This window comes from Bacillus changyiensis (assembly GCF_027706145.1).
In the GTDB taxonomy this organism is placed as follows: Bacteria; Bacillota; Bacilli; order Bacillales; family Bacillaceae; genus Bacillus; species Bacillus changyiensis.
Genome location: NZ_JAQFWW010000002.1, coordinates 506,938 through 532,960, shown reverse-complemented (window position 1 = coordinate 532,960; position 26,023 = coordinate 506,938). Strand labels below are relative to the sequence as shown.

Below are 26,023 nucleotides of genomic sequence, written 5' to 3'. Positions count from 1 at the left end.
TTTAAGGAGGGTTTCATTATGGATCATCACATTGTTACAGAAGTGCCAGCGCTACAACTTCTTCGTGAATATCAGGATGATGCTTCATTTTTCTTATCTTCGCCAAAACGAACAATTCTTACGAAAGGTACATTTGCAGCCATTTCTGAAACGAACACATCCAATTTGCCGCAACGTGCTGCGACAATCCTTAAAGATGCAGAGATGTCTGGACTTCAACATCCTATTCTTGTCGGTGCAGTACCATTTGATGGGTCAAGATCGATCAAACTGACAGTACCAACAGAGGTGTGGCAGACAGATCCACTTCAGGCTGATCAGGGAGGGGAGGAAATGGACAGCTCGATGGTCTGGGGAGTTGTTCCTGTTCCTGAACCTGAGGAGTATATGCGCTGTGTTGAACAAGGCTTGGCCAGAATAGGCGCCGGTGAATTAAACAAGATCGTGCTGTCAAGGTCATTACAGTTGGACTCATCAGAAAAAGTCGATATTGGTCAGTTGTTGTACAAACTTGCACAGCATAATCCAAGCGGGTATACCTTTGCGGTAGATGTGTCTGAACATAATTCACGGACAACGAAGAGACGAACCTTAATAGGTGCTAGCCCTGAGCTGTTGGTTTCAAGGTCAGGAATTAAAGTTTTAGCAAACCCTTTGGCAGGATCTAGACCCCGAAGTCATGATATGACCGAAGATAGGCGACGTGCAGAGGAATTGCTGTCTTCAGAAAAAGATCTTCATGAACATGCAGTTGTGGTTGAGGCAGTATCTGCTGCGCTCAAACCTTTTTGCAAAACTTTGAACGTACCGTCGACACCATCGGTGATCAACACTGAGACGATGTGGCACCTTTCTACAGAGGTGACTGGGGAACTGATAGATCCATCTATATCGTCGCTTGAATTAGCTCTAGCGTTGCATCCAACCCCAGCTGTTTGTGGCACGCCGACAGATCTAGCCAAAACGGCTATTGAGAAAATTGAACCGTTTGATCGTGGGTTTTACACAGGAATCGTTGGATGGTGCGATACCGAGGGGGATGGGGAATGGATTGTGACATTGCGATGTGCTGAGGCTGAAGAACGCTCACTTCGCCTGTTTGCAGGAGCAGGTATTGTTGCCGGATCAAGTCCTGAAGAGGAACTTGCTGAAACATCAGCCAAATTTCGGACCATGCTTCTCGCGATGGGTCTTGAAGAGAATGACTAAAGTTAAGGTGAAAAGGAGATGAAAAGATGCTGACGAAATGTCCGACATGGCCGAAAGAGTTTGCTGAGAAGTATCGGAAGATGGAGTGTTGGCGTGGTGAGACATTTGGTGGCATGCTCAGAGAACGGGCTCAACAATATGGCAGTCATATCGCAATTACATGCGGAGAAACGCAGATGAGCTACAAGGAGTTAGATATGAAAGTTGATCTTCTTGCAGCAGGATTATTAAAATTAGGAATTAAAAAAGCAGACCGAGTTGTTGTACAGCTACCGAACATTCCTGAGTTTTTCGAAGTGTGTTTCGCTTTGTTTCGAATCGGTGCTCTCCCGGTATTTGCTCTGCCATCACACCGGCAAAATGAGATCAGCTACTTTTGTGAATTTACTGAAGCGGTTGCTTACATCATTCCAGATCAATACGCGGGATTTGATTACCGTCATCTGGCAAGGGATGTTTGTCAGAAATTGCCCGAATTACGGCACGTGATTGTCACAGGTGATTCAGAAGAATTTCAACCACTTCCTTCGCTGTATGACGATCCTGTTCGCTATCCAGATGTGAGTCCTGCTGATGTTGCTTTTCTTCAATTATCAGGCGGAAGCACTGGGCTCTCCAAGCTGATCCCAAGAACTCATGATGATTATATCTATAGTTTGCGAATCAGTGCGGAAATTTGTCAACTTGATCAAGATAGTGTATATCTTGCCGCTTTACCAATTGCTCATAACTATCCACTTAGCTCACCTGGTGTACTTGGCACTTTGTATGCAGGAGGTAGAGTCGTTCTAGCTCAGGGTGGAAGTCCTGATGAGACTTTTTCTCTCATCGCGAAGGAGCAGGTGACGATCACAGCTCTTGTGCCACCTCTTGCTTTAATTTGGCTTGATGCTGCACAAGCACGTCGTGATGATCTTTCAAGCCTTAAAGTACTTCAGGTTGGTGGGGCAAAATTCAATGCTGAAGCTGCTAGACGTGTCAAACCAGTGTTAGGTTGCACATTACAGCAAGTATATGGTATGGCAGAAGGCTTGGTCAACTATACGAGGCTTGATGACTCAGAAGAAATCATCATCCATACACAAGGAAGACCAATGTCACCATTTGATGAAATCATCGTCGTTGATGAAAACGGATCTGAAGTGGCACTAGGACAAACCGGAGAACTGTTGACTCGCGGTCCTTATACAATTCGCGGTTATTATAAAGCTGAGGAACATAATGCAAAAGCTTTTACCAAAGATGGGTTTTACCGAACCGGCGATTTGGTCAGGATGACTCCATCAGGTCATGTGATTGTCGAGGGTCGCGCAAAAGATCAAATTAACAGAGGCGGGGAAAAGGTAGCTGCAGAAGAAGTAGAAAATCATCTGCTTGCCCATCCTGCAGTCCATGATGCTGCAGTCGTTTCTATGCCAGATGAATTCCTTGGAGAACGCTCATGTGCATACATTATCCCGCGCGACGCGGCACTGACCACGCTTGAGATTAAAACGTTTCTAAGGGACAGAGGGCTTGCCACTTATAAAATTCCTGACAGAGTTGAATTGATCGATTCATTTCCACAGACAGGTGTGGGAAAAGTGAGCAAAAAAGCATTGCGAAAAGTCATTGCTGAAAAGTTGAAAACGGCTCAGAAAACAAAAATGTAATGAAAACAGAACGAAAGGATGTGATTTGATGGCCATTCCTGCCATCACACCTTACCAAATGCCAAAAGCTTCAGATTTGCCGAAAAATAAGGTTTCATGGACACCGCATCCAAAGCGTACCGCACTTCTTATCCATGATATGCAACAATACTTTCTCAGCGCTTACAGATTAGACGATTCACCAGTAAAAGAACTGCTCGCAAATATCACACAGTTAAAGGATCAATGTAGAGAACTTGGTATACCTGTCATATATACTGCTCAGCCCGGCGGACAGACACCTGAAGAACGAGGACTTCTGCAAGATTTTTGGGGGGAGGGAATCGGTACAGACCCCAATCAGCAAAAGATCGTTGAAGAACTGAAACCAAATGAAAATGACATTGTTTTGACAAAGTGGAGATATAATGCTTTTAAAAAAACGAACCTCTTAGATGTCCTGCAAATACACGGGTGTGACCAACTGATTGTCTCAGGTGTTTACGCACATATCGGCTGTTTATTGACAGCATGTGATGCATTTATGCAGGATATAGAGACCTTTTTCGTAGCAGATGCGATGGCAGATTTCTCAGCTTCATATCATAAAACGGCCATTCACTATGCTGCTGAACGATGCGCATTCACCATCACTACCGCAAATCTGCTCGAAGAATTAAGGAATGGACAAGCTTCTCATCAGACGCAAGTGCTCACTAAACAAACCATTCGTGAACAAATTGCTAAGCTACTTCTTGAATCACCGGCAAGTATTAGCGATAACGAAAACTTAATTGATCGAGGGCTTGATTCAGTTAGAATGATGAGCTTGATTGAACGCTGGCGTCATGCTGGAGCTGAAGTCACTTTTGTTGAGCTTGCCCAGGAGCCGACAATTGACAACTGGTGGAGACTGCTGTCAGCTACTCCAACAATGCCTTTACCCAACACAGACTATCAGTAAAGGAGGTCATGGTCATGACGAAATGTCCAAATAACGGTAAGCGATTGACTGGAGCACAGGCTGGTATTTGGTTTGCTCAACAGCTTGATCCTGCTAATCCAATTTATAATACTGGTGAATATGTCGAAATCCATGGCTCTATCGACCCGCAGCTTTTTGAGACAGCACTGCGTCATGTCATTGTAGCAGCTGACAGTTTGCATGCACGTTTTGGCGAAGATGGAGATGGTCCCTGGCAGGTGATCGATTTATCTAAAGATTTTCCGTTGCATCTGATAGATGTTAGTTCAGAATCTGAGCCGCAGAAGGCAGCTGAAGCATGGATGAAGTCCGATTTAGCAAAACCGATTGATTTAACACAAGGACCGCTCTTTACTGAAGCCTTATTTAAAGTGGCTCCTGATGTTTATTTCTGGTACCAGCGAATTCATCATATTGCAACAGATGGCTTTAGTTTTACACTTATCGCTGAGCGATTGTCAAAAGTTTATACAGCTTTGGTTCATCAACTCCCTGTTGAAGAGGGTGCATTTGGCTCACTTGACTCGATTCTTGAGGCAGATACCGCTTATCGAGCCTCAGATCAATATGAGCAAGATCGCCAATTTTGGCTTGACCGCTTTCGGGATCAACCGGAAGTGGTCAGCCTTGCTGACAGGGCACCAAGAACGTCTAACCGCTTTATTCGTCAGTCTTTGTCTCTGAACAGCACAGAACACCTTATGTCAATGGCGGCTAAGATCGGTGCTAGTTGGCATGAACTTGTGATTGCTGCCGCTGCGGTGTATGTCCATCGTCTAACGGGCGCGCGTGATGTAGTGCTTGGATTACCGATGATGTGCCGTTTAGGATCTGCTTCACTGAATGTTCCTGGAATGGTGATGAATGTCCTGCCACTTCGTTTAGCAGTTACCCCTGAGATGGAGATTCATCAACTTGTTCAACAGGTCTCACGAGAAATTCTTCAGATGCGGCGCCACCAACATTATCGACATGAGGAGCTGCGGCGAGATCTCAAATTGATTGGTGAAAATCACAGACTGTTTGGCCCTCAGATTAATATTATGCCGTTTGATCACAGCTTGAACTTTGCCGGTTATGTCGGGAAAGTCCACAATCTTGCGGCAGGACCTGTAGATGATCTATCAATGAACATTTATGGAAAACCGGGGGGGAGCTCTTTCACAATAAATCTTGATGCAAACCCTGATGTATACAGTGAACAAGACCTTGAGAAACATTTGCACCGTTTCCACAGTATTTTAAAAACAATTGCCGAAGTACCCATTGGGAAAATTGAAATGTTGCTTCCTGAGGAACGTCGGCAAGTTCTAGTTGAGTGGAATCAGACGCATCACCCTTTACCCCCAGTCAGTTTACCTACAGTGTTTCAAGATCAGGCAGCGCGAACACCTGATGCTGTAGCTGTCGTATTTGAAAACGATGTTCTTACTTATTCCAAATTGAACGAGCAAGCAAACCGACTGGCCCGCTTGTTGCTTGCCAAAGGAGCAGGTCCTGGAAAGTTCGTAGCTTTAGTCCTGCCGCGGTCACAAGAGATGGTCATTTCGATGCTTGCTGTTCTTAAATCAGGAGCAGCCTATTTACCAATAGATCCGGATTATCCGAGAGAGCGGATTGATTATATGCTTCATGATGCGCAACCTATGTTAGTCATGACGAGTAAGACAAAAGAAGTGGAATTTTCTCAAAGTCTGAATGTCGTTGTCATAGATGAAGAAGATGTCATCAATGAACTTGGACTGTATTCCTCTGCCAATTTAACCGAAAAAGATTGGAAAGAGCCGGTCACATCACTTCATCCAGCATATATGATCTACACTTCTGGTTCGACTGGTAGGCCTAAAGGTGTTGTCATATCATTTGAAAGCTTAAAGAATTTTTTGTTATCGATGAAAAAACGGTTTCCTTTGCATCATCATGATCGGTTATTGGCGGTTACAACAGTCGCTTTTGATATCTCTGCCTTAGAAATTTTTCTACCGCTTATTAGCGGAGCTCATGTTGTCATCGCCCTGAAAGAAACAATTCAAGATCCATCAGCTTTGGCAAACATGATAACAGAGCATGAGATCACAATCATGCAAGCAACACCGACCCTATGGCAGTCACTAGTGTCAACCGAACCTGAAAAGCTCCGAGGGTTAAGGGTGCTTGTCGGTGGTGAGGCGCTTCCTCGAGAACTTGTGTTCAAATTACAAAACCTTGGCTGTCAGATGACAAATCTCTATGGTCCAACTGAAACAACGATTTGGTCGACAGCAGCTACTCTGGAAAATACCGAGGTAGAATCTCCCTCAATTGGCCAGCCACTTTGGAACACACAAGTATATGTTCTAGATGCTTGCCTACAGCCTGTATCACCGGGAACGATCGGAGAGCTCTATATAGCGGGAGCCGGGGTAGCACACGGTTATTTAGGTCGACAAGAGTTGACTGCTGAACGTTTTATCGCCAATCCATTCGGTCCACCAGGGTCTCGTATGTATCGAACCGGTGACCTTGTCAAATGGCGATCTGATGGTTCACTGAACTATATTAGCCGGACAGACCATCAAATTAAAATACGGGGTTTTCGCATTGAAATTGGTGAAATTGAGGTAGTCCTTGCCAAACATAACGACATTAAACAAGCAGCTGTCTTAGTCCGTGAAGATCAACGAGGTGATCCTCGTTTGGTGGCATATGTCATTCCTATTTCAGAGGCAACAATTGACTCGGCTGAACTACGCAGTTATGCGAAGGAAACATTGCCTGATTATATGGTACCATCAGCAGTTGTCACTCTCTCTGAGTTTCCGCTAACTCCTAATGGAAAGCTTGACCGTCAAGCCCTTCCAGAACCGGAGTTTTTCGGACGAACAGGTGGTCGAGAGCCGCGAACACCCCAAGAGGACATTTTATGTGGTTTGTTTGCTGACATTCTTGGAGTTTCCCATGTTAGCATTGATGATAACTTTTTTGAGCTTGGTGGACACTCCTTGCTTGCCGGTCGACTCGTCAGCAGAATTCGTGAAGTATTAGGAACCGAACTAGGAATCGGTCGATTATTTGATCAACCAACACCGGAAAAACTAGCTAAACAACTTGATCATGGAGGAGGTACTAAACCGGCTTTACGAAAAGTCGAGCGTCAACAAAAGATCCCGCTATCTTTTGCTCAGCGCCGTCTCTGGTTTTTGCATTGTTTGGAAGGGCCTAGTCCAACGTACAATATTCCAGTTGTTATCCATTTGTCTGGTCAACTGAATCGTGAAGCACTTGAAGCTGCACTTTATGATTTAACGGTAAGGCATGAATCACTTAGAACGGTCTTTCCTGAGACACAAGGGACATCATACCAACATATATTGAACATTGGTAGTGCACGTCCAAAACTAATCGTATCCCAAGTGAACAAGACTGATCTGCCTGAAATGCTTGATGCAGCTGTCAGGTACAGTTTTAACCTTGCGGAAGAAACGCCGTTTTGCGTTCAACTGTTTCAGCTTGAAGCCAATCAATATGTTTTATTACTGCTTTTGCACCATATGATCAGTGATGGCTGGTCTTTGACACCGTTGACTCGTGATTTGCAAAATGCATATGAAGCTCGCTGTCATGGCAAGGAACCAGATTGGCAGCCGCTTCCTGTCCAGTATGCTGATTATGCGTTTTGGCAGGAAGACTTGCTTCATCATGAGAGTTATCTTGAAAGACAGATGGACTACTGGACGAAAACACTTGCTGATCTGCCTGATCAGCTTGAATTGCCGACCGATTTCCCGCGTCCTGCAGAATCAAGTTATTGTGGTGATACAATTCAGATTAACGTAGATTCACAGTTACACAACCAATTGCTAGACTTGGCCCGTGATCAGGGAGTGAGTTTATTTATGGTATTGCAATCGGGTTTAGTAACGCTACTTACTCGGCTCGGAGCGGGTTGTGATATTCCGATTGGTAGCCCAATTGCAGGGAGAAGTCATGATTCGCTCGGTGATCTGATTGGCTTATTTGTCAATACGTTAGTGCTCCGAACGGACACGTCTGGTAATCCAAGTTTTCGCGAGCTTCTCAGTCGGGTTAGACATGTGAATCTTGCTGCATATGAACATCAAGATCTTCCTTTTGAGCGGCTTGTTGAAGTTCTTAACCCTACTCGATCAAGGGCCAGACACCCGCTATTTCAAATCATGTTAGCATTTCAAAATACACCCGAGCCAACGTTAAATCTACCTGGTCTTCAAGCAGATCTCGAGATGAAAAGTGTTGGGACGGCAAAGTTTGATTTAACATTCGAACTTCGTGAACATCGTCTTGCAAATGGAACAGGTTCTGGTATTAATGGTTTCTTGGAATATAGTACAGACCTATTTAAACGTGAGACTGCTCTGGTACTTGTTGAGCGATTTTTGAGACTGCTAAAATCGGCTGCAACTGATCCCGATCAGCCAATTGAACATCTTGATATTCTTATGCCAGAGGAAAGACAAATGCTGCTTCATCAGGGAAACAACACGCTTCAAAAAGCACCTGAAACTTGTTTGCCAGCATTATTTGAAGAGCAGGTTGAGAAGTGCCCTGAAGCAACAGCTGTTATATTTGAGGATACATCTTTTAGCTATGATGAACTGAATAATCGGGCCAATCGGCTTGCCCATTGGCTGATTCATAAAGGAATCGGTCCCGAACAATTCGTGGCTTTGGCTATGCCAAGATCAGTGGATATGGTTGTCTGTTTGTTGGCTGTACTTAAAACAGGCGCAGCATATGTACCGCTTGATCCGAATTATCCAGCTGAGCGGATAGCTTATATGCTGAAAGATGCGGAGCCAGTCTGCATCATGACAAACTCTGAGGTTTCAAGCCTTCTGGATGCAGGTGCTGTTGAAAAGATTATACTTGATGATTCAGAGATTAAAAAAGAACTGAAAAAGTACTCTAGCGATAATCCGAGTCATGTTGACCGTATTGCACCTTTGTCACCGCTGCATCCCGCATATGTGATTTATACTTCTGGGTCAACAGGGCATCCGAAAGGAGTCATCATCCCGCATCATAACGTTGTTCGGCTGTTTAAAGGGACAAATGACTGGTTCCACTTCAGTTCGGAAGATGTTTGGACACTGTTTCATTCTTATGCATTTGATTTTTCAGTTTGGGAAATATGGGGACCGCTACTTCACGGCGGCCGGCTTGTTATCGTTCCACATGAGATCAGCCGCTCTCCTGTTGAGTTTTTAAGATTGATCATTCGCGAAGGCGTCACAGTTCTGAATCAAACACCATCAGCTTTTTATCAGTTGATGCAAGCTGATCGTGACAATCCAGAGCTTGGCCGAAAGCTTTCACTGCGGTTTGTGATTTTTGGAGGAGAAGCGCTTGAGTTGAGCCGATTGGAAGATTGGTATCAGCGTCATCCTGAAAACCATCCGCTATTAATTAATATGTACGGAATTACAGAGACGACGGTGCATGTCACTTACGTTGCTCTTGATCAGAAGAAGACATCTTTGAAAGCGAACAGTCTGATTGGTTACGGAATCCCAGATCTTCGAATCTATGTGCTAGATCGTTATCTTAAACCAGTACCGCCTGGAGTCACTGGTGAATTATATGTATCAGGGGACGGACTTGCACGTGGTTATCTAGGGAAACCTGATTTGACAGCTGACCGGTTTGTCGCTGATCCATTCGGACCGTCCGGTACGAGGATGTATCGTACTGGAGATTTAGCCCGTTGGCGTTCAGATGGTTCTCTTGACTATATGGGACGAGCTGATCAGCAAATTAAAATCCGTGGATTCCGAATTGAATTAGGCGAAATTGAAGCAGTACTTGTCCACCATCATCAAATTGCTCAGACCGCTGTTGTTGTTCGTGAAGATCAACCAGGAGATCAACGCCTTGTGGCTTATATCGTTCCTGTCTCAGAAACAACAGAACTTGATTTCGCTGAATTGCGTAATGATGCGGCCCGAACTCTACCTGAATACATGGTGCCATCAGCTTTTGTGAAGATTGACAAACTGCCACTCACCCCAAATGGAAAGCTTGACAAACAAGCGTTGCCTGCACCGGACTTGACTGTGACTTTAAAAGGACGCGGTCCTAGAACACCGCAGGAAGAAATGTTATGTGAACTTTTTTCAGACGTCTTGAATTTGCCTAGAGTCGGGATTGATGATGGATTCTTCGAGCTTGGTGGACATTCTCTACTCGCTGTTCAACTGATGAGCCGTATTCGTGAATCACTCGGGGTTGAGCTAGGGATTGGTGATTTGTTAGAAGCACCAACAGTCAGCGGTCTTACCGAACGACTTGAAGTAGGAAGCAGTCACAGTGCACTCGATGTTTTGCTCCCTCTTCGAACAAGTGGTGATCAATTGCCATTGTTTTGTGTTCACCCTGCGGGAGGATTAAGCTGGTGTTATGCGGGATTGATGACATCTCTCGGAACAGAGTATCCTCTTTATGGTTTGCAAGCCCGCGGAATCGGAAAACAGGAAAAACTACCGAAAACACTAGATGAGATGGCTGAGGATTATATCAACCAGATTCGTCAGGTTCAGCCAACAGGGCCTTATCGCCTGCTAGGGTGGTCTCTCGGAGGGAATGTGGTTCATGCAATGGCAACTCAGTTACAAAATCAAGGTGAAGAAGTTTCGCTTCTTGTCATGCTAGATGCTTATCCAAATCATTTTCTTCCGATCAAAGATGCTCCTGATGAGCAGGAAGCTCTTATTGCTCTTTTAGCCTTGGGAGGTTATGACCCTGATAGTCTTGATGGAGCGCCGCTCGAACTCTCCAGCGCAATTGATATATTGCGCCGAGATGGTAGCGCACTTGCTAGTCTTAATGAATCAACCATTTTAAATCTGAAAGAAACCTATGTGAATTCGGTCCGTATTTTGAGTACTTACAAGCCTCAATCATTTAATGGTGATCTCCTTTTCTTCCGGTCAACTATTATACCGGAATGGTTTGATCCGATTGAGTCTGAAGCATGGCTTCCTTATTTGAATGGGAAGATCGAGGAGTACCCCATCGATTGTCGGCATAAAGACTTGTGCCAGCCGGGGCCGCTTGCCATTATTGGACGTGAGCTAGCGAAAAAATTGGCTGTTCTAAATGAAAGGAGATATCAAAGATGACAAATCCTTTTGAAACCCAAGACGGAACTTTTGTCGTGCTGAAGAACCAAGATGGTCAGTACTCGCTTTGGCCAGCCTTTATTGATGTACCATCGGGTTGGATCGTAGTCTGTGAGGAAATGAGCCGCAGTGATTGCCTTGACTATATCCGCTCACATTGGACCGATCTTCAGCCGAACAGTTTAAAAACTGTTGTTCAAGAAAAATCATGAGGCGATCAGCCGTTCATAAAATCGAGATTAGCAATGACTGACATATCATTTGCGGTTTTTTGCCATTGAACAATCTGAAAAAATTGTTTACAGGGGGCTGTCCAATAAGTCGATCTTTGACTATTGGACGCCCTTTTCATGTTTAACAACCGCTGGTATATCAAAAATCTTGAATCATAACTTTTAACCATTTTGTTCTTTTCGGACAAGCTCTTAAGATGACAATGTTCGGAATACTTTTTTTCCAAGTTTCAAAGCATTTTTACAGTGAACCAGCCAGAGAGCTTTACATGTTGATGCTCGCTTTTTTCTCTTTGATCAAATCTGATTCCTGAGCCTTGGCCAGCCGTGTGAACAGCAAAATTCCAAGACCTGCGAATATCTCAATACCCCCGCCAATTGCTATTACTTTGCCTGATCCGAGTGCTTCTGCTGCATACCCGCAGATCACTGATCCTAAAGGAAGTGCAAGGTTTCCAATCATGTCGATGATAGCAAACACTTGTGGCTGATCATCTCCATCAACAGATTTTTGAATAATCGTGTGTTCTGGAACATTGATTGAGCTAACTGCTGCACCAAATGCAAAGGCAGCAAGGAATACAAGTGGTAAGATTGTAAATAATCCTGTGATAAAAAAAGATGTCCCTTCAATAATTCCGGCTGTTATGAAAAGAAGCCCATATCTATTAATCTTCACCTTAGCAAGTATAAATCCAAGTAAAAATGCCCCAATTCCTGTCGTAGCCTTTAAGAGCGAATGGATAAACGGCGTACCATTTAAATCTTCTGCAACATAAATTGCGGACAGAGCTTCCCATGGGGTTGCTGCTAAATTCATAAATAGACAATAGATGGCTAATGGAAATAAAACTCTATGGTGTCTTACAAGAGAGAACCCTCTTTTTAATTTTGCTTTATATGTACCTCTTTGTTTGGCATTGTCATGTTTAGCGGAAGGCTGATTCGTTTGATACTTTATACAAAGAACGAAAATACCAGAGATGATATAGAGTACAAAAGAGATCATCAATGTAATTGCTGGCCCGACCAAAGTCAAGAGGAATCCGCACAATGTTACAGTACTAAGCTTTACAATTTCTGAGGAAGACTGAAGGATCGCATTTGCTTTTTGCATGAACTCTTCATGGACAATTTGAGGAATCAGTGTAATTGACGCAGGATTATATGTCGCACCAGTTGCCGAATGAATAATCATAAGTCCCATAACAAACCACAGTGGTGAGAACCCGTTTAAGTAGCTAATTGGTATCATCAGCACAATTATTGCTCTTGTTAAGTCAGAGAAATACATCCAAAATTTAAGAGTACTTCTTTTCATTAAAGGTCCTGTCACCGGTGCTAAAAAAGCTTCAGGAAGAAAGGTAACAGCAATTAATAAAGCAGTACCGATTGCTCCCTTTCCGCTCAAAATCAGAAACCATAAAATAGAGTTGAATGCAAAGCTATCAGCTGAGATCTTAATGATTCGCGAGAAAAAGAGGAATTTAAAATTTCTTTCCCAAACGCTTAATTTTTCCATCATGCAAAGTCCTTCCTATTACCGAATCTACATTTTTTTAATAATATGAATAATTTTAACATATATTAAATAAATCGGTTATATGTTTTTCAGAGTAGACTTTTATATTTTGGTATCCTGCAATTTCTCTCTTTAACATATGAGGGTTTTGGAAAGCATAGCGTCTTCAGTTGTAGGGATAAAAATAAACACCGATACAAAAAGCGAGTGGAGAAACACGACTCATGTTTCTCCACTCGCTTCGTTTTTTCGTCCCTATAAAATGGGTGACAGAAGGATTGAAATGGCTTCTTTAAAGCGGATTCTTCGTTTTCGGTTCTGATATTCTTCATAAGTCAGTTCTCTTGATACTTCTAAATCTTTTTCGAATGATAAGACGAGTTTCTTTGATATGTTCTCATCATATAAAAAAGCATTCACCTCAAAATTCAGCTTGAAACTACGCATATCAATATTTGCTGTACCGACCGATGCAATTTCTTCATCGACAATAATGGTTTTCGCATGAATAAAGCCATTATCATAAATAAAAACAGAAGCTCCTGCTTTGAGGAGGTCCCCGATATATGAATGTGTCGCCCAGTATACGAAAGGATGGTCTGGTTTGTTGGGAATCATAATTCTGACGTCTACACCTGAAAGGCAGGCGATTCTCAGAGCGTCGAGGAGGCTGGCATCAGGAATAAAATATGGTGTTTGAATCAAAATGGATTGCTTGGCTGTAGAAATCATTTTGATGTAGCCGTTTTTAATCTGTTCCCATTCCGAATCTGGGCCGCTAGTGACAATTTGCATACCGATGTGCCCTTGGGGACTGGTCTCGGGAAAGTGATTGGATTGATATGTAATGTTATGAGTGTCTGTTGCTTGATTCCAGTCAAGGATAAATCGCGTTTGAATAGAATGAACGGCTGTTCCTTTAATTCTAAGGTGTGTATCTCGCCAATAACCAAAATCAGGGTTGAGCCCTAAATATTCATCTCCGATATTAAATCCGCCAACATAGCCGATCATTCCATCGATGATGACGAGCTTGCGGTGATTACGAAAGTTCATTCTTAAATTAACAAATTTAAACCGTGATGGAAAAAAGACTTCAACAAATCCCCCGGCTTTGACCAGCTTTTTAAAAAAGCTTTTTCTCAAGCTTCTTGAACCTAAGTCATCATAAAGAACGCGTACTTCCACACCTTCTTCAGCTTTTTTGATGAGTGCGTCCCGTACTTTTTTCCCAATATCATCCCCTTTATAAATATAATATTGCAGATGGATATGATCTTTTGCGTTTTCAATATCATGAAGAAGTCGATCAAATTTTTGTCGTCCATCTGTTAATATTTGAACATCATTGTCTTCTGTAAAGACAGCATGATTATTAATGATGTGCATATAAATTAGATCTTTGCTGTCTGCTGTTGCCTTGTTACGAAACTGAAATTCACGGCTTTTCAGTTTTTCAAGCTGCTGTTCTAGAATCTTTTCAATCCCAATCCTTTTACGGTCTTCCCATTGAAAAAGACGAGTGCCGCTTAATTTAGTTCCAAATAGCAAATAGAGAAGAAAGCCAAACACCGGAATAAAGAACATAACAAGGAGCCAAGCCCATGAGGCACTTGCATCACGGCGTTCTCTAAAAATAACAACAGTGGCTAACAAAATATTTAAAACTAATATAAAACCAAGAAAAATTGACGTCATACTAAGATTTTGAATAATGTCCATGATAAACCTCACAAGCCGATTTGTTTTTACACTTTCCATTTATATCAGTTACTGAACTTTCAAGCAACTATGTCAAGTAATACGTGAATAAGTTCAGAAAGTTTCTCAATATTGTTTGGTTACAAGCAAAAAACTGTCAAACATTTTATAAGTAAGTTACGATATAAATACAAAAAGAACATTTTAAAAAGCAAGGTCTCTTTTTCAGGAGGAGAAATGTTAATGGAAAATAAATCAGTTTATCAAATGCCCACATTTATGAAAGAAGAAATGGAAAACTTGAAACAGGCAGCTGCCCCAATTTTAAAGAAAAGAATGATTTTTCTGTTGACTGCGATACCGTTAGTGATTGTTTCAATCGTTTATCTTTCAACTTTCTGGGGGCAGACGTTCAATGGAATGGAAATGACCATTAAAATCAGTATTGCTACATTAGGAGCGGCTTTTGGTATGGCCTTGTTCAGAGAGTCCTCCTATCAAAAAAGATATATTCGAGAAACAGTCGTTCAGTATATTTTAGAGCGGATGCAGAAAAGTGAAGTGCTTTCCTCTGAACGTAAAAACCAATATGTTAGAACGATTAAAGAACAACCGTTCAGTGTGATGAACAGTTTTATAGAGTTTTTAAATGAAGAAGAAAACAGAAGACGACGATTGTCTGAAGAGTAAGATGGAAAGAGCTAGCGATGAGCTCTTTTCTTCTAACTACCTTCTGATATTTCCCTTCCCATAATTTTTAAATCGTAAAGCTGACCATCCATCTCCGCAACTTTTGGAAAGTGTCCCCATTCAGTAAATCCATACTTTTGAAAAAGCTTTATACTAGGTTCATTATGTGCAAAAATGAAAGCCATTAAGGAACGAATCCCGAGCATTTGTGCTCTTTCTAAAGCCATTTTTAAAACGGTTGATCCCATTCCTTTGCCGCGATATTTTTCATGGAGATAGATGCTGACTTCTGCAGTTTTGGCATATGCCGGTCTACCATAAAAAGACTCAAAGCTGATCCAACCGGTGGCTTCATTGGCTTCATTTTCAATGATATAAAGCGGTCTTGTTTCAGTATGGCTCAAAAACCAATTCATTTTATCTTCAATTGTCACTGGTTCAATATCGGCAGTAACCATACGCGAAGGGATCGTTGAATTATATATTGCGACGACGATTGGAAGATCTTCTTGAGTGGCGATGCGCAATTTCATGGTCTTTTTCTATCCTTTCTATTTTTGGTTATTAGTCGACTTGTTCACCTCGCACTAGCGCTGTTTGAATATGTCTAATATTCTCCCGTTCAGATGAATTTATGTTCAAGCAGACATTCAGCAGAAAAAATTTTTTTTGTAAATGTATATATTTTCTGAAAAGTGTTCAGAATGTTGCTGAGGTGATGAGTCATGAAAGAGGAAGAAAAGAATCGTACTTCCAAAATCACAAAGTTACAAAAGTTTTTCCGTAAACGTTGGGTATTTCCAGCTATTTATTTAATGAGTGCAGTCGTTGTATTAACAGCTGTTCTTTGGTATCAATCAGCAACAAATCAAGATACTAAAGATAAGCTTGCAAATGATGGTAAGAATTCAGCCTATGATAACCGTGATGACGCGGTCGAAGTAGGAAAGCCGGTTGAAAATGTAGCTATGCCAGTTGTTGATTCAGCAAATGTATCTGTAGTCAAAAAATTCTTTGAAACTGATGCAACGAGAGAAGAGAAAGAAGCAGCACTTGTAAACTATGATAACACGTACAGCATGAACAAAGGTATTGACTTGGCTAAGAAAGATGGTAAAACTTTCGATGTTTCAGCATCTTTAAGCGGATCAGTTGTCAAAGCTGCGAAAGACCCTGTGCTAGGCTATGTCGTTGAAATTGAGCATGAAAATGGTTTATCAACAGTGTATCAATCTCTATCTGAAGTGAGTATCAAACAAGGTGATCAAATTGAACAAAATCAAGTCATCGGTAAAGCAGGTAAAAACCTTTACAATGAAGAAAGCGGAAACCATGTCCACTTTGAAATCCGTAAAGACGGGGTTGCTGTAAATCCACTAAACTTCATGGAAAAACCTGTATCAAGTATTGAAAAAGCGGTAGAAGAACAAGCGAGTGAAAAAGTAAAAGAGCCTGCACATCCTTCTGTTGATGAAAAATCAAAAACAGAAGAAAAAACGGAAGAACAGAAAAGTGACATGGAAGAAAAAACACAAAGAGAAGATTCTTCTGAAGGTTCCCAAACTGAAGACGGAAGCCAAACAGAAGATTCAAAACAGCCATAAGACATGTGATTGAAACACCTATCATGATGATAGGTGTTTTTTTGTTAAAATATATAGATAACCCGTATCAAACCCCTAAGGTCAATCGTTTATAAAGGAAGAGGCCCTCTTTAAGGAGTGTGAATTATTCATGAATGAAAAGAAAAGGCGCTATTTAAGTAATGTATCAAAGGATAAAGGGACGCTGAGAATCTAACTCAGGATACGATTCTGAAAGTATTGGAAATCAGTCAAATCAAACAGACATCTTACATGCTTATCAAAGAACGGTAGTATAGATTGACTGGCACAGAAAACGAAAATGCAAGTATCTCCTAGTGGAAGATAATCCGGCAAGTGGCAAGATAGAACAAATAAGAACGGCTGATGAATTTGAGCACTATTTAAAAAGCTTATGGGTATATTAACACCAAAACAACAATTTTTCTGCTCAAAGACGTTTTTTCTTATTGGATCCATGAGATTGCCGAAATGCCGGATAAACCGGAGTCATCCATCAACTCACTCTTATTCAGATCCCGTCAACGAATAAAAGACCTTTCTCCAAACGTTTATCAATATCAGAGAGTGGAGGAGAATGATACGGAACATGTCGGGTTGCTTGTTCAGGTAATTTTGTTTGATAACTTTGATCATTTGCTAGATATGTGGAAAATACATGGACTTTCAGCACTTGAAAACCTGCCTAAGCATCCATCATGAGGTGTGCTACTTATTAGTAGATAAAGGCGATGAACACGATTTCTTATGTCATTTTTCAAGGCTCTTAAAAGACCGGACCATTATGATTAGCTCTGAAATTACGGACGATTCTGCTCATTTGCGGAACGAAAGGAAAACGCTATGCACTGCAATACAGCGGAATCATGATCCATCAGCTGCTAGGCGGTGTCAAAGGCCAGCTGGTGAATATGAACCTATCAGCGAAGAGGATCATTAAACTGAAGAGAAAAATAGAAGATTTTTTTTCGCGAACGAACTAACCAATCTCTTGAAAAATTAAGGGCTGACATTGATCGATTAATTACTTATGGGTGCAGATGCAGCAAAGGAATATGGCATCATATTATAGATTTTGACTCGAAATAAACCGAATGGAGGATTTATATGATTATGTATTTAGGCGCGCGGGTGCATAGTGCATTTTTTAAAACAATTAACGGGAAAATTGAAAAACGTAGACTTCAAAATAAAACATAAGAGGTATTAGCTGAGATAACTTGACAGCAAAAAAAGAGGATGTTTTGTAAAAAGTCTAAGAGACTTTCAAAACATCCTCTTGAAAATACTCAATTTTTCCCTTAAGGGGAATTTATATCGGGGTTTTATTCCAGTTATAAAGTGTTAAAGCATTTATCGGTAAGTTTTTTATCAATACGATGATAAAATTTAAATATTAATGTTGGACTGTTATATAGTGGTTTAGTTCTCCATGAATAACCTGAACTCCCGAGCGCTGCCAGACTTCCACATCATATTTACCTGGTGAAAGATTTTTAGTTGAAAAGCTTACCTTAAACTTGTATGATTTTCCCGCATTAATATTTATGCGTCTTACAATATGTCCATATTGAGTACGAAGATAAACAGTAGCATCAGTAAATATACTGGAAGTACGATGTTCTAAAGTTCCTCTTACAACAATTGATGTAGCACGTTTTGTATATGTATTAGCATCTGTTTCGAAGTGAATCCTTCCTTTTGAAGTCATCGCAGAAGCTTCTGAACTACCAATGAAAAATGCAGATACCAAAAGAACAGCTGTTAACAGTGTCGTTACAATTTTTTTCAATTTAAACTCCCTCTCTCTTTTTTATTAATCATTTATTATATTAATATTTTTTTCAAATAAAATTAATAAAAATTTACATTTAATCCATAAAATAATGAATTATAAGAAGTATATGGTTATATTTGATAAATCAATATTCTAAATTAATAGTTTTGAAAAGACAGATTTTTGATGAAGTCGTTAATCATGACTACTTTAACTTGATATTTACTCTAATTCAAACAATTCATTTCATTTGTGTTTATATGTTTTTAGTTTATTTACGACTCTAACCCAAAAACAGCTCCCAGCATAACATGCCGGGAGCTGCATTTATAAAGCCTCAGGCCCTTCTTCACCTGTCCGAATGTTAATCGTGTTTTGGATTTCATAAATGAAGATTTTGCCATCACCTGGTTCCCCGGTTTTGAGCACATGTTGGGCGATTTGTGTGACTTTTTCCACTGGGACTTTACTGACGACAATTTCAACTTTTAGTCGTTCGTATACATTGCTTTCTCGTTTCACTCCACGGTAAAGTTCCGTGTGTCCTTTTTGGAGGCCGCATCCGTGTACATTGTAAAATGTAATCGATGTGACCCCAATATTGCCTAGCTCTGTTTTTAGTTTTTCAAAATTCGTAGGGCGAGTGACAATCTCCACCTTATACATTTGACCGCTCATACCTTCACTCCTCTAAGTTAGTCTTGGTACGCTTTTTCACCGTGCATCGTTAAATCAAGACCTAAAGATTCTTCATCTTCTGATGCCCGAAGCTTAAACATAAAGCTGACTACCTTTATAATAACGTAAGTGGCAACCCCAACAAATAAACAAGTTGCCCCAATCGCAATTAGCTGCTTTAAGAGTAAACTGATGTCTCCGTAGAAAAGCCCATTTGCTCCGCCTGAATTGACTGAAGTTGTTGCAAATAAGCCTGTTGCAATTCCGCCCCAAATTCCACCGATCCCGTGAAGACCAAAGGCATCAAGCGCATCATCATAGCCGAACTTTTTCTTGAGAAAAAACACGCCCCAAAAACAGATAGCACCACCGATAAATCCAATCAAGACCGATGAAAATGGAGTGACAAAACCAGCTCCAGGCGTAATGGCGACAAGTCCGGCAATCGCTCCCGAGACAGCTCCTAGCATTGTCGGTTTTTTGTGAATGAACCATTCCACCAAAAGCCAGCCCATCAGCCCAGTTGCCGCAGCAGTGTTGGTGTTGATAAATGCTGTCATCGCAATTTCATCAATAGTCAGTGCACTTCCGACATTGAACCCGAACCAGCCAAACCAGATCAGTGCTCCTCCGAGTAATGTCATAAGTAAGTTGTGTGGAGCTGTATGACTCATATCTTTCCGTTTGCCGATCACAATTGCGATCACCAATCCTGCTACACCTGATGAAATATGAACAACATTTCCGCCAGCGAAATCAAGGGCTCCTAATTCAGCTAGCCAACCGCCTCCCCAAACCCAATGGGCGACAGGAGAGTAGACAAGCACTCCCCATAAGACCGAAAACATAAGAAATGCTGGAAACCGCAAACGTTCAGCAAAACTGCCAGATATAATGGCTGTTGTTAAAACAGCAAATGTCAACTGAAACATCATATACAATGTATGTGGAATTGTCTCAGAATAGTCGGGATTAGGGGTGAAACCGACACCTTTTAAACCGACAAAATCAAGTCCTCCGATCAGAGCATTTCCTGGAGCAAAAGCAAAAGAATAACCGAATAAGATCCATATAATCGATACGATGGCAATAGCTGATAAACTGTGCATGATTGTGCTCAATACATTTTTACTTCTGACCAGTCCCCCGTAAAATAAAGCGATACCCGGTGTCATTAGCCAAACGAGTAGAGCGCAAAAGAACATAAATACTGTATCCCCCATCTGCATATATCATTCCTCCGTAGTATAAAAGTATTATTCCTCATTATAGAGGTTAAAAAATGAGATCATAATAACTATGTTAGATCTTCTCACATGGTTTTTTGTTAGCTTTTTTTGAAGTGTCAGGTTTGCCAATTTTTTTATTGTCAGGTAAGCTTACTATAAAAAAGGTAAGGAGTTAAAACATGAGTAAAGTACTTATTTTTGGCCACAAAAATCCGGATACAGATACGATTTGTTCAGCGATCGCCTATGCTGAATTAAAAAAACAGTTAGGTATGGATGTAGAACCTGTTCGTTTGGGAGAAATTAATGGAGAAACCCAATATGCACTTGAGAAGTTTAAAGCGAATGTGCCTCGTTTGGTTGAAACGGTTGCAAATGAAACAGACAGCGTGATTTTAGTTGACCACAATGAACGGCAACAAAGTGTCAATGATTTGGACCAAGTTCGAGTATTAGAAGTCATTGACCACCATCGAATCGCTAATTTTGAAACGAGTGATCCTTTATACTACCGGGCTGAACCAGTGGGGTGTACGGCAACAATTTTAAACAAGCTTTATAAAGAAAACGGTGTTGAAATCAAACAAGAAATTGCAGGGCTCATGTTGTCTGCTATCATTTCAGACTCCCTGTTATTTAAATCTCCTACTTGTACTGCTGAAGATGTTCAGGCGGCAAAAGAACTAGCTGAAATTGCTGGCGTTGACGCTGAAACGTATGGATTAGATATGTTAAAAGCGGGCGCTGATCTAAGTGCAAAAACAATTCCACAGTTACTATCTCTTGATGCGAAAGAATTTACAATGGGAAGCAGTAAAGTGGAAATTGCTCAAGTGAATACAGTTGATACGAATGATGTCCTTTCTCGCAAGGCGGAAGTAGAAAGCGAACTTGCAAAAATTGTTGCTGAGAAACAATTGGATTTATTCGTCTTTGTTATCACTGACATTTTAACAAACGATTCCGTTGTGATGGTCTCAGGTCAAGCAACAGATGCAGTTGAACAAGCCTTTGATGTGACATTGAAAGATCATACAGCAACATTAAAAGGTGTTGTCTCCCGTAAAAAACAAATTGTTCCACCATTAACAGCAGCATTAAAAGGCTGACGGAAACATCAAAAAACCCAAATGGCGATATTCGTCATTTGGGTTTTTACATTGCTATGACTCAGTGATCGATATGCTGTTTGTTTTCTCACGATTGATCGGCTTTCGACTCCATGTATACAAAAATAGATTGATGAGAGCGAACATTCCTGTGAATAAATAAATATTGGCAAAACCAACGTCTCCAACAATCAACCCAAATACAAACGATCCGACTGCAATTCCCGAATCCATAAAGGCGAAATAAGTAGCTGTCGCATATCCGCTGCGATTGAATGGAGAAGCTTGAATGGCGAGCGTTTGCAAACAAGGTGTGATTGAACCATAGCCTGCTCCGATCACCGCTCCTGAAATTAACAGCATGGGTCCACTGTTTGTCATGGCTAACAGACAAAGTCCAATACTGAAAATGACGATCGCTGGATAAATGACAATTCCAGGCCCGATTTTATCAAATAGCTTTCCAATGAACGGCCGCGTCAAAATCATCGTCATCGCATAAACGAGAAAGAAATAGCTGCTCGTTTCGATGAGTCCGAGAGATTTAGCATAAACCGAAATAAACGAAATCACGCTGGAATAACAAAAGGCAACAAACAGCCCGACAACGGAAATTCGCAGTGCTCCTTTTTCAAACATATTGGAAAAAGATAACTTGACAACGGCTGCAGTTTGGTCATTTTTATTAGGAACTCGAATGAAAATGGTGCAGAGAATACCAATCGTTACAATTCCCGAAAATAAAGCAAACATTGTAGGAAACTCAATGTCATTAAGCAGGCTGAGAGCGATAAATGGGCCAATTACAACAGCCAGGTTCATTGACATGGCGAAATAGCCAAGCCCTTCACCTCGCCGTTTGACTGGAACTAAATCGGCAGCGATCGCACTTGTCACTGTGGTCATGATGCTAAACCAAACGCCTTGAAAAAAACGAAGTCCGATGAGTGGATAAATGTCTTGAATGACAATATAAAGGAAAGATGATAATGCAAATAATATAACGCTAATAAGCGCCATTTGCTTTTTGCCAAACCGGTCGATCAGTGCACCAGAAAAAGGTCTTGCTAAGATGGCGGAAAGCATAAATGCGCTAATTAAGAGTCCTGCTTCAGATTCAGTGCCTTCGAGTTCCTGTAGTGTATAAACAGGCAGTATTGTTAAAGAGGCATAAAAGTAAATGAATGTAAATAAATTCATGAGGACAACCATAATAAAGTCTTTTGTCCAAATCGATTCAGATTCCATAGGCTATTTTTCCTTCCTGTGCTCGGTGAGAAAGCGATTTAATAAACGATAAAATATTTCCTTATCATTTTCATCAAATATTGAAAGCATTTCCTCATCAAACTGTTTTATTTTTTGTTGAATTTCCTCATATTTAATCATGGCTTCATCTGTTAATTGCACGACTTTTTCACGTTTATCTTCTCCCTGAATCCTTTGTACCCAGCCCTTTTTTTCTAACCGATGAATTGTTCTTGTGATAGTCGGGGCTTCGACGTGCAGATAAGTCCAAATGTCTTTTTGTGTCATTGGACCAAAGGTATGAAGGGTATACAAAATGGACCATTGCGCTCCGAAAAGTTCATAGACTTCAAGTTGCTCATTCATCTTTTTTGAGAGTAACCGTGTGCTTTGATTCAGTTGATGCATAATCATTCGATTGATATTTTCCATGAATGCTCCTTTAAATATTTACCTAGGTAATTAATATTTTTTATTGTAGTGGATGTTCTCGCTCCTGTAAAGTGAAAACGACTTTAAGCCTGAAATAAAATTGTGATGAAACCCTTGTCCTCCTTGAGTTTTTAGCATATTCCCAATCAAATGCTAATACACTGATACAAACCTAACAAAGAGAGTGTTTGAGGTGAGGGATCGTGGGAGTATTTCAAAATTCTACTTGGAAAAGCATAAAACGAAAAAATTGTATTCATAATGAATTCTTTCAAAATACGGATCTCATTTCACACTTCTCACATCCATTTTAGGGAGGTCGAGTGGTGTGCACGATTACATCAAAGAGCGAACAATCAAGATAGGGAAGTACATCGTGGAGACAAAAAAAACAGTTCGTGTTATAGCGAAGGAGTTTGGTGTTTCCAAAAGTACTGTACACAAAGATTTAACCGAAAGGCTGCCTGAGATTAACCCTGATTTAGCTAATGAAGTAAAAGAAATTCTTGATTATCATAAATCAATCAGACATTTAAGAGGCGGGGAAGCAACAAAACTAAAATATAAGAAAGAGGAAATTCTTGAGAGAGAGCCGGTGAAATAGGGATAATGCCTTAGAAAAGAAAAATGTATTTTAATATCCTCCATTTTTATTTCGATAAAAAGCCACAAAAATTTATGAAGAACTTTAATAAGAATGCTTTTTTTTCTATTATTTATGATAAAATATATAATCAGGGCAGAATATGGACATTGCTGTGAAACAGATTTCAAGGAGGATATAGATAGATGTTTGCAAGGGATATTGGTATTGACCTTGGGACAGCGAATGTGCTGATCCATGTTAAAGGGAAAGGAATTGTCTTAAATGAACCGTCAGTTGTTGCGTTAGACAAAAACACTGGAAAGGTTCTTGCTGTTGGTGAAGAAGCGAGAAGAATGGTAGGACGTACACCTGGGAATATTGTTGCGATACGCCCATTAAAAGACGGTGTGATTGCAGACTTTGAAGTAACAGAAGCGATGCTGAAGTACTTCATTAATAAACTGAATGTAAAAGGTATTTTTTCAAAGCCACGTATGCTCATTTGCTGCCCTACGAATATTACATCTGTAGAGCAAAAGGCGATTAAAGAAGCTGCGGAAAAAAGTGGTGGAAAGCATGTCTTTCTTGAGGAAGAGCCTAAGGTAGCTGCTATCGGAGCGGGAATGGATATTTTTCAGCCAAGTGGAAACATGGTGGTTGATATCGGCGGTGGAACGACAGATATCGCAGTGATCTCTATGGGCGATATTGTCACCGCCGCTTCTATCAAAATGGCTGGGGACAAGTTTGATCTTGAAATTCTAAATTACATTAAACGCGAGTACAAGTTATTAATAGGTGAGCGGACAGCAGAAGACATCAAGATTAAAGTCGCAACTGTTTTCCCAGACGCACGTCATGAGGAAATCACCATTCGTGGCCGTGACATGGTCACAGGTTTACCAAGAACGATTACAGTCACAAGTAAAGAAGTTGAAGAAGCACTTCGAGAATCTGTATATGTCATCGTTCAGGCTGCCAAACAAGTACTTGAAAGAACACCGCCTGAACTGTCAGCTGATATTATTGACAGAGGTGTGATCATCACTGGAGGCGGCGCATTGCTTAACGGTCTTGACCAACTTTTAGCAGAAGAGCTTAAAGTTCCGGTGCTTGTTGCTGAAAATCCGATGGATTGTGTAGCTGTTGGTACAGGTGTCATGCTCGATAATATGGACAAGCTGCCAAAACGGAAGCTCAGTTAATCAAAAGCCTCATTCTCCCGAGAATGAGGTTTTTTTATTTAAAAGACTTAAAAGAATCAGAAAGTTGCCGATAAAAAGAGTACCATATTTAAATACTATTATAGAACGAATGTTCTTATTTTGTAAATAGATTATTTGAGAAATTTCTCGTTTTGAAGTCAATTATAGATTCTTTGAGGTGAAAAGATGTTAAAAGGTCTTTATACAGCAACATCAGCAATGATTACCCAGCAACGTCGTACAGAGATGCTGACCAACAATATTGCAAATGCGAATACACCTGGTTATAAAGAAGACCAAAGTTCCATTCGCTCGTTCCCAGAAATGTTACTGAGCCGAATGGAATCTGGATCATTTAAGGCTGGTGGCTATTCACGATCATTTTCTAAACATACACCAATTGGTTCCATCAATACAGGAGTTTATCTCCAAGAGTTAAAACCCCAGTTTTCCCAAGGGGATCTACAAAGTACTGATCAGCCGACAGATATTGCGATTAGTGAAACAAGAGTACCTGTCAATCAAGAGACGAATGATAAAGCGGCTCTGTTTTATGCTGTCAAGCTCGGAAATGGAGATATTCGCTATTCAAGAAACAGCCGTTTCTCCTTAAATGAAAACAATCAACTGACAATCAATGGGAATGTGATTCTTTCCACAACTGGTCAACCGATTACAGTCGGAAGCGAGAACTTTAAAGTCGCCGAGGATGGAACCGTAACTGAAAACGGTCAAAACCTTGGCAAAATCGATGTCAGAATTGCGCTTGATACAAAGAATTTAGCGAGAGAAGGTAATGATTTGTATCGGACGGAAAATGGAGACAATCTACCAAGCGCAGTCAATCGTCCTGATGTCACTTACTCGGTCAAACAGGGGATGGCTGAACGTTCAAATGTTGATATAACAAGAGCTTATACAGATATGACAGCTGCTTACCGTTCATTTGAAGCCAATCAGAAAGTCCTTCAAGCTTATGATAAAAGCATGGAAAAAGCAGCGAATGAGATTGGAAGAATAGGATAAGTGCCAAGCTAAACAATAAATG

21 protein-coding genes are annotated in these 26,023 nt (G+C 40.8%); 12 read left to right on the top strand and 9 right to left on the bottom strand.

Features of this window, described 5'->3' with window-relative positions; genetic code table 11:
- The first annotated feature begins 15 nt into the window (after nt 1-15).
- The 5 genes from dhbC to PDT38_RS09850 are packed head-to-tail and all read left to right on the top strand — an operon-like array spanning nt 16 to nt 11,173.
- A complete protein-coding gene (dhbC, locus tag PDT38_RS09870; protein ID WP_270801724.1) occupies nt 16-1,209 on the top strand; it encodes an isochorismate synthase DhbC in 1,194 nt (397 codons plus the stop codon).
- A 26-nt stretch (nt 1,210-1,235) separates the two neighbouring features.
- The gene (locus PDT38_RS09865) at nt 1,236-2,861 is read left to right on the top strand and encodes a (2,3-dihydroxybenzoyl)adenylate synthase (protein ID WP_270800954.1); all 1,626 of its coding nucleotides are present in this window, start codon (nt 1,236-1,238) and stop codon (nt 2,859-2,861) included.
- A 28-nt stretch (nt 2,862-2,889) separates the two neighbouring features.
- Complete coding sequence (locus PDT38_RS09860; protein WP_270800951.1) at nt 2,890-3,804, top strand: isochorismatase family protein; 915 nt, start codon at nt 2,890-2,892, stop codon at nt 3,802-3,804.
- Between the two features lie 14 nt (nt 3,805-3,818).
- Nucleotides 3,819-10,961: an amino acid adenylation domain-containing protein gene (locus PDT38_RS09855; protein WP_270800949.1), complete on the top strand. Its 7,143-nt coding sequence runs from the start codon at nt 3,819-3,821 to the stop codon at nt 10,959-10,961.
- Nucleotides 10,958-11,173, top strand: coding sequence for an MbtH family protein (locus tag PDT38_RS09850; protein ID WP_270800947.1), 216 nt, complete (start codon nt 10,958-10,960; stop codon nt 11,171-11,173). The genes PDT38_RS09855 and PDT38_RS09850 overlap by 4 nt, the downstream gene beginning before the upstream one ends.
- A 286-nt stretch (nt 11,174-11,459) precedes the next feature.
- Here PDT38_RS09850 and PDT38_RS09845 read toward each other — a convergent pair whose 3' ends face one another.
- Nucleotides 11,460-12,719 (bottom strand): MFS transporter, encoded by a 1,260-nt coding sequence (locus tag PDT38_RS09845; RefSeq protein ID WP_270800945.1) that lies wholly within the window; start codon nt 12,717-12,719, stop codon nt 11,460-11,462.
- A gap of 252 nt (nt 12,720-12,971) precedes the next feature.
- Nucleotides 12,972-14,438, bottom strand: a complete 1,467-nt coding sequence (gene cls / locus PDT38_RS09840; RefSeq protein WP_270800943.1) for a cardiolipin synthase — start codon at nt 14,436-14,438, stop codon at nt 12,972-12,974.
- Between the two features lie 222 nt (nt 14,439-14,660).
- Here cls and PDT38_RS09835 point away from each other — a divergent pair, with 222 nt between their 5' ends.
- Nucleotides 14,661-15,107 carry a DUF5392 family protein gene (locus PDT38_RS09835; RefSeq protein WP_270800942.1) on the top strand — a complete coding sequence of 149 codons (447 nt, stop codon included), beginning with the start codon at nt 14,661-14,663 and terminating at the stop codon, nt 15,105-15,107.
- A 32-nt stretch (nt 15,108-15,139) separates the two neighbouring features.
- Here PDT38_RS09835 and PDT38_RS09830 read toward each other — a convergent pair whose 3' ends face one another.
- Nucleotides 15,140-15,640, bottom strand: a complete 501-nt coding sequence (locus PDT38_RS09830; RefSeq protein WP_270800941.1) for a GNAT family N-acetyltransferase — start codon at nt 15,638-15,640, stop codon at nt 15,140-15,142.
- A 192-nt stretch (nt 15,641-15,832) separates the two neighbouring features.
- Here PDT38_RS09830 and PDT38_RS09825 point away from each other — a divergent pair, with 192 nt between their 5' ends.
- The gene (locus PDT38_RS09825; protein ID WP_270800938.1) at nt 15,833-16,711 is read left to right on the top strand and encodes a M23 family metallopeptidase; all 879 of its coding nucleotides are present in this window, start codon (nt 15,833-15,835) and stop codon (nt 16,709-16,711) included.
- A gap of 511 nt (nt 16,712-17,222) precedes the next feature.
- Here the strand turns inward: PDT38_RS09825 and PDT38_RS09820 are convergent.
- Complete coding sequence (locus tag PDT38_RS09820) at nt 17,223-17,384, bottom strand: hypothetical protein (protein WP_270800936.1); 162 nt, start codon at nt 17,382-17,384, stop codon at nt 17,223-17,225.
- 193 nt (nt 17,385-17,577) lie between these two features.
- On the opposite strand from PDT38_RS09820, the gene PDT38_RS19430 reads away from it, so the two are divergent.
- On the top strand, nt 17,578-17,694 hold the full coding sequence (locus tag PDT38_RS19430; protein ID WP_394356252.1) for an ATP-dependent Clp protease proteolytic subunit: 117 nt from the start codon (nt 17,578-17,580) through the stop codon (nt 17,692-17,694).
- A 413-nt stretch (nt 17,695-18,107) separates the two neighbouring features.
- On the opposite strand, the gene PDT38_RS09815 is transcribed toward PDT38_RS19430, so the two are convergent.
- From PDT38_RS09815 to PDT38_RS09805, 3 genes are all read right to left on the bottom strand, one after another.
- Nucleotides 18,108-18,503: a hypothetical protein gene (locus PDT38_RS09815; RefSeq protein WP_270800935.1), complete on the bottom strand. Its 396-nt coding sequence runs from the start codon at nt 18,501-18,503 to the stop codon at nt 18,108-18,110.
- A gap of 312 nt (nt 18,504-18,815) precedes the next feature.
- Nucleotides 18,816-19,166 carry a P-II family nitrogen regulator gene (locus PDT38_RS09810; RefSeq protein WP_270800934.1) on the bottom strand — a complete coding sequence of 117 codons (351 nt, stop codon included), beginning with the start codon at nt 19,164-19,166 and terminating at the stop codon, nt 18,816-18,818.
- 17 nt (nt 19,167-19,183) lie between these two features.
- Nucleotides 19,184-20,395 (bottom strand): ammonium transporter, encoded by a 1,212-nt coding sequence (locus PDT38_RS09805; RefSeq protein WP_270800932.1) that lies wholly within the window; start codon nt 20,393-20,395, stop codon nt 19,184-19,186.
- Nucleotides 20,396-20,574: 179 nt separating this feature from the next.
- On the opposite strand from PDT38_RS09805, the gene PDT38_RS09800 reads away from it, so the two are divergent.
- Entirely contained in the window at nt 20,575-21,504 is a 930-nt protein-coding gene (locus PDT38_RS09800; RefSeq protein ID WP_270800930.1) for a manganese-dependent inorganic pyrophosphatase, read from the top strand.
- Between the two features lie 54 nt (nt 21,505-21,558).
- Here PDT38_RS09800 and PDT38_RS09795 read toward each other — a convergent pair whose 3' ends face one another.
- Both PDT38_RS09795 and PDT38_RS09790 read right to left on the bottom strand, forming a co-directional pair.
- Complete coding sequence (locus PDT38_RS09795) at nt 21,559-22,752, bottom strand: MFS transporter (protein WP_270800928.1); 1,194 nt, start codon at nt 22,750-22,752, stop codon at nt 21,559-21,561.
- A 3-nt stretch (nt 22,753-22,755) separates the two neighbouring features.
- Nucleotides 22,756-23,184, bottom strand: a complete 429-nt coding sequence (locus PDT38_RS09790; RefSeq protein ID WP_270800927.1) for a MarR family winged helix-turn-helix transcriptional regulator — start codon at nt 23,182-23,184, stop codon at nt 22,756-22,758.
- A gap of 328 nt (nt 23,185-23,512) precedes the next feature.
- On the opposite strand from PDT38_RS09790, the gene spoIIID reads away from it, so the two are divergent.
- The 3 genes from spoIIID to PDT38_RS09775 all read left to right on the top strand — a co-directional run bounded on the left by spoIIID (nt 23,513) and on the right by PDT38_RS09775 (nt 26,001).
- On the top strand, nt 23,513-23,788 hold the full coding sequence (spoIIID, locus tag PDT38_RS09785; protein ID WP_172298305.1) for a sporulation transcriptional regulator SpoIIID: 276 nt from the start codon (nt 23,513-23,515) through the stop codon (nt 23,786-23,788).
- Nucleotides 23,789-23,973: 185 nt separating this feature from the next.
- Nucleotides 23,974-24,975 carry a cell shape-determining protein Mbl gene (gene mbl, locus PDT38_RS09780; protein WP_172298303.1) on the top strand — a complete coding sequence of 334 codons (1,002 nt, stop codon included), beginning with the start codon at nt 23,974-23,976 and terminating at the stop codon, nt 24,973-24,975.
- A 186-nt stretch (nt 24,976-25,161) separates the two neighbouring features.
- The gene (locus PDT38_RS09775; protein WP_270800926.1) at nt 25,162-26,001 is read left to right on the top strand and encodes a flagellar hook-basal body protein; all 840 of its coding nucleotides are present in this window, start codon (nt 25,162-25,164) and stop codon (nt 25,999-26,001) included.
- Nucleotides 26,002-26,023: the final 22 nt, after the last annotated feature.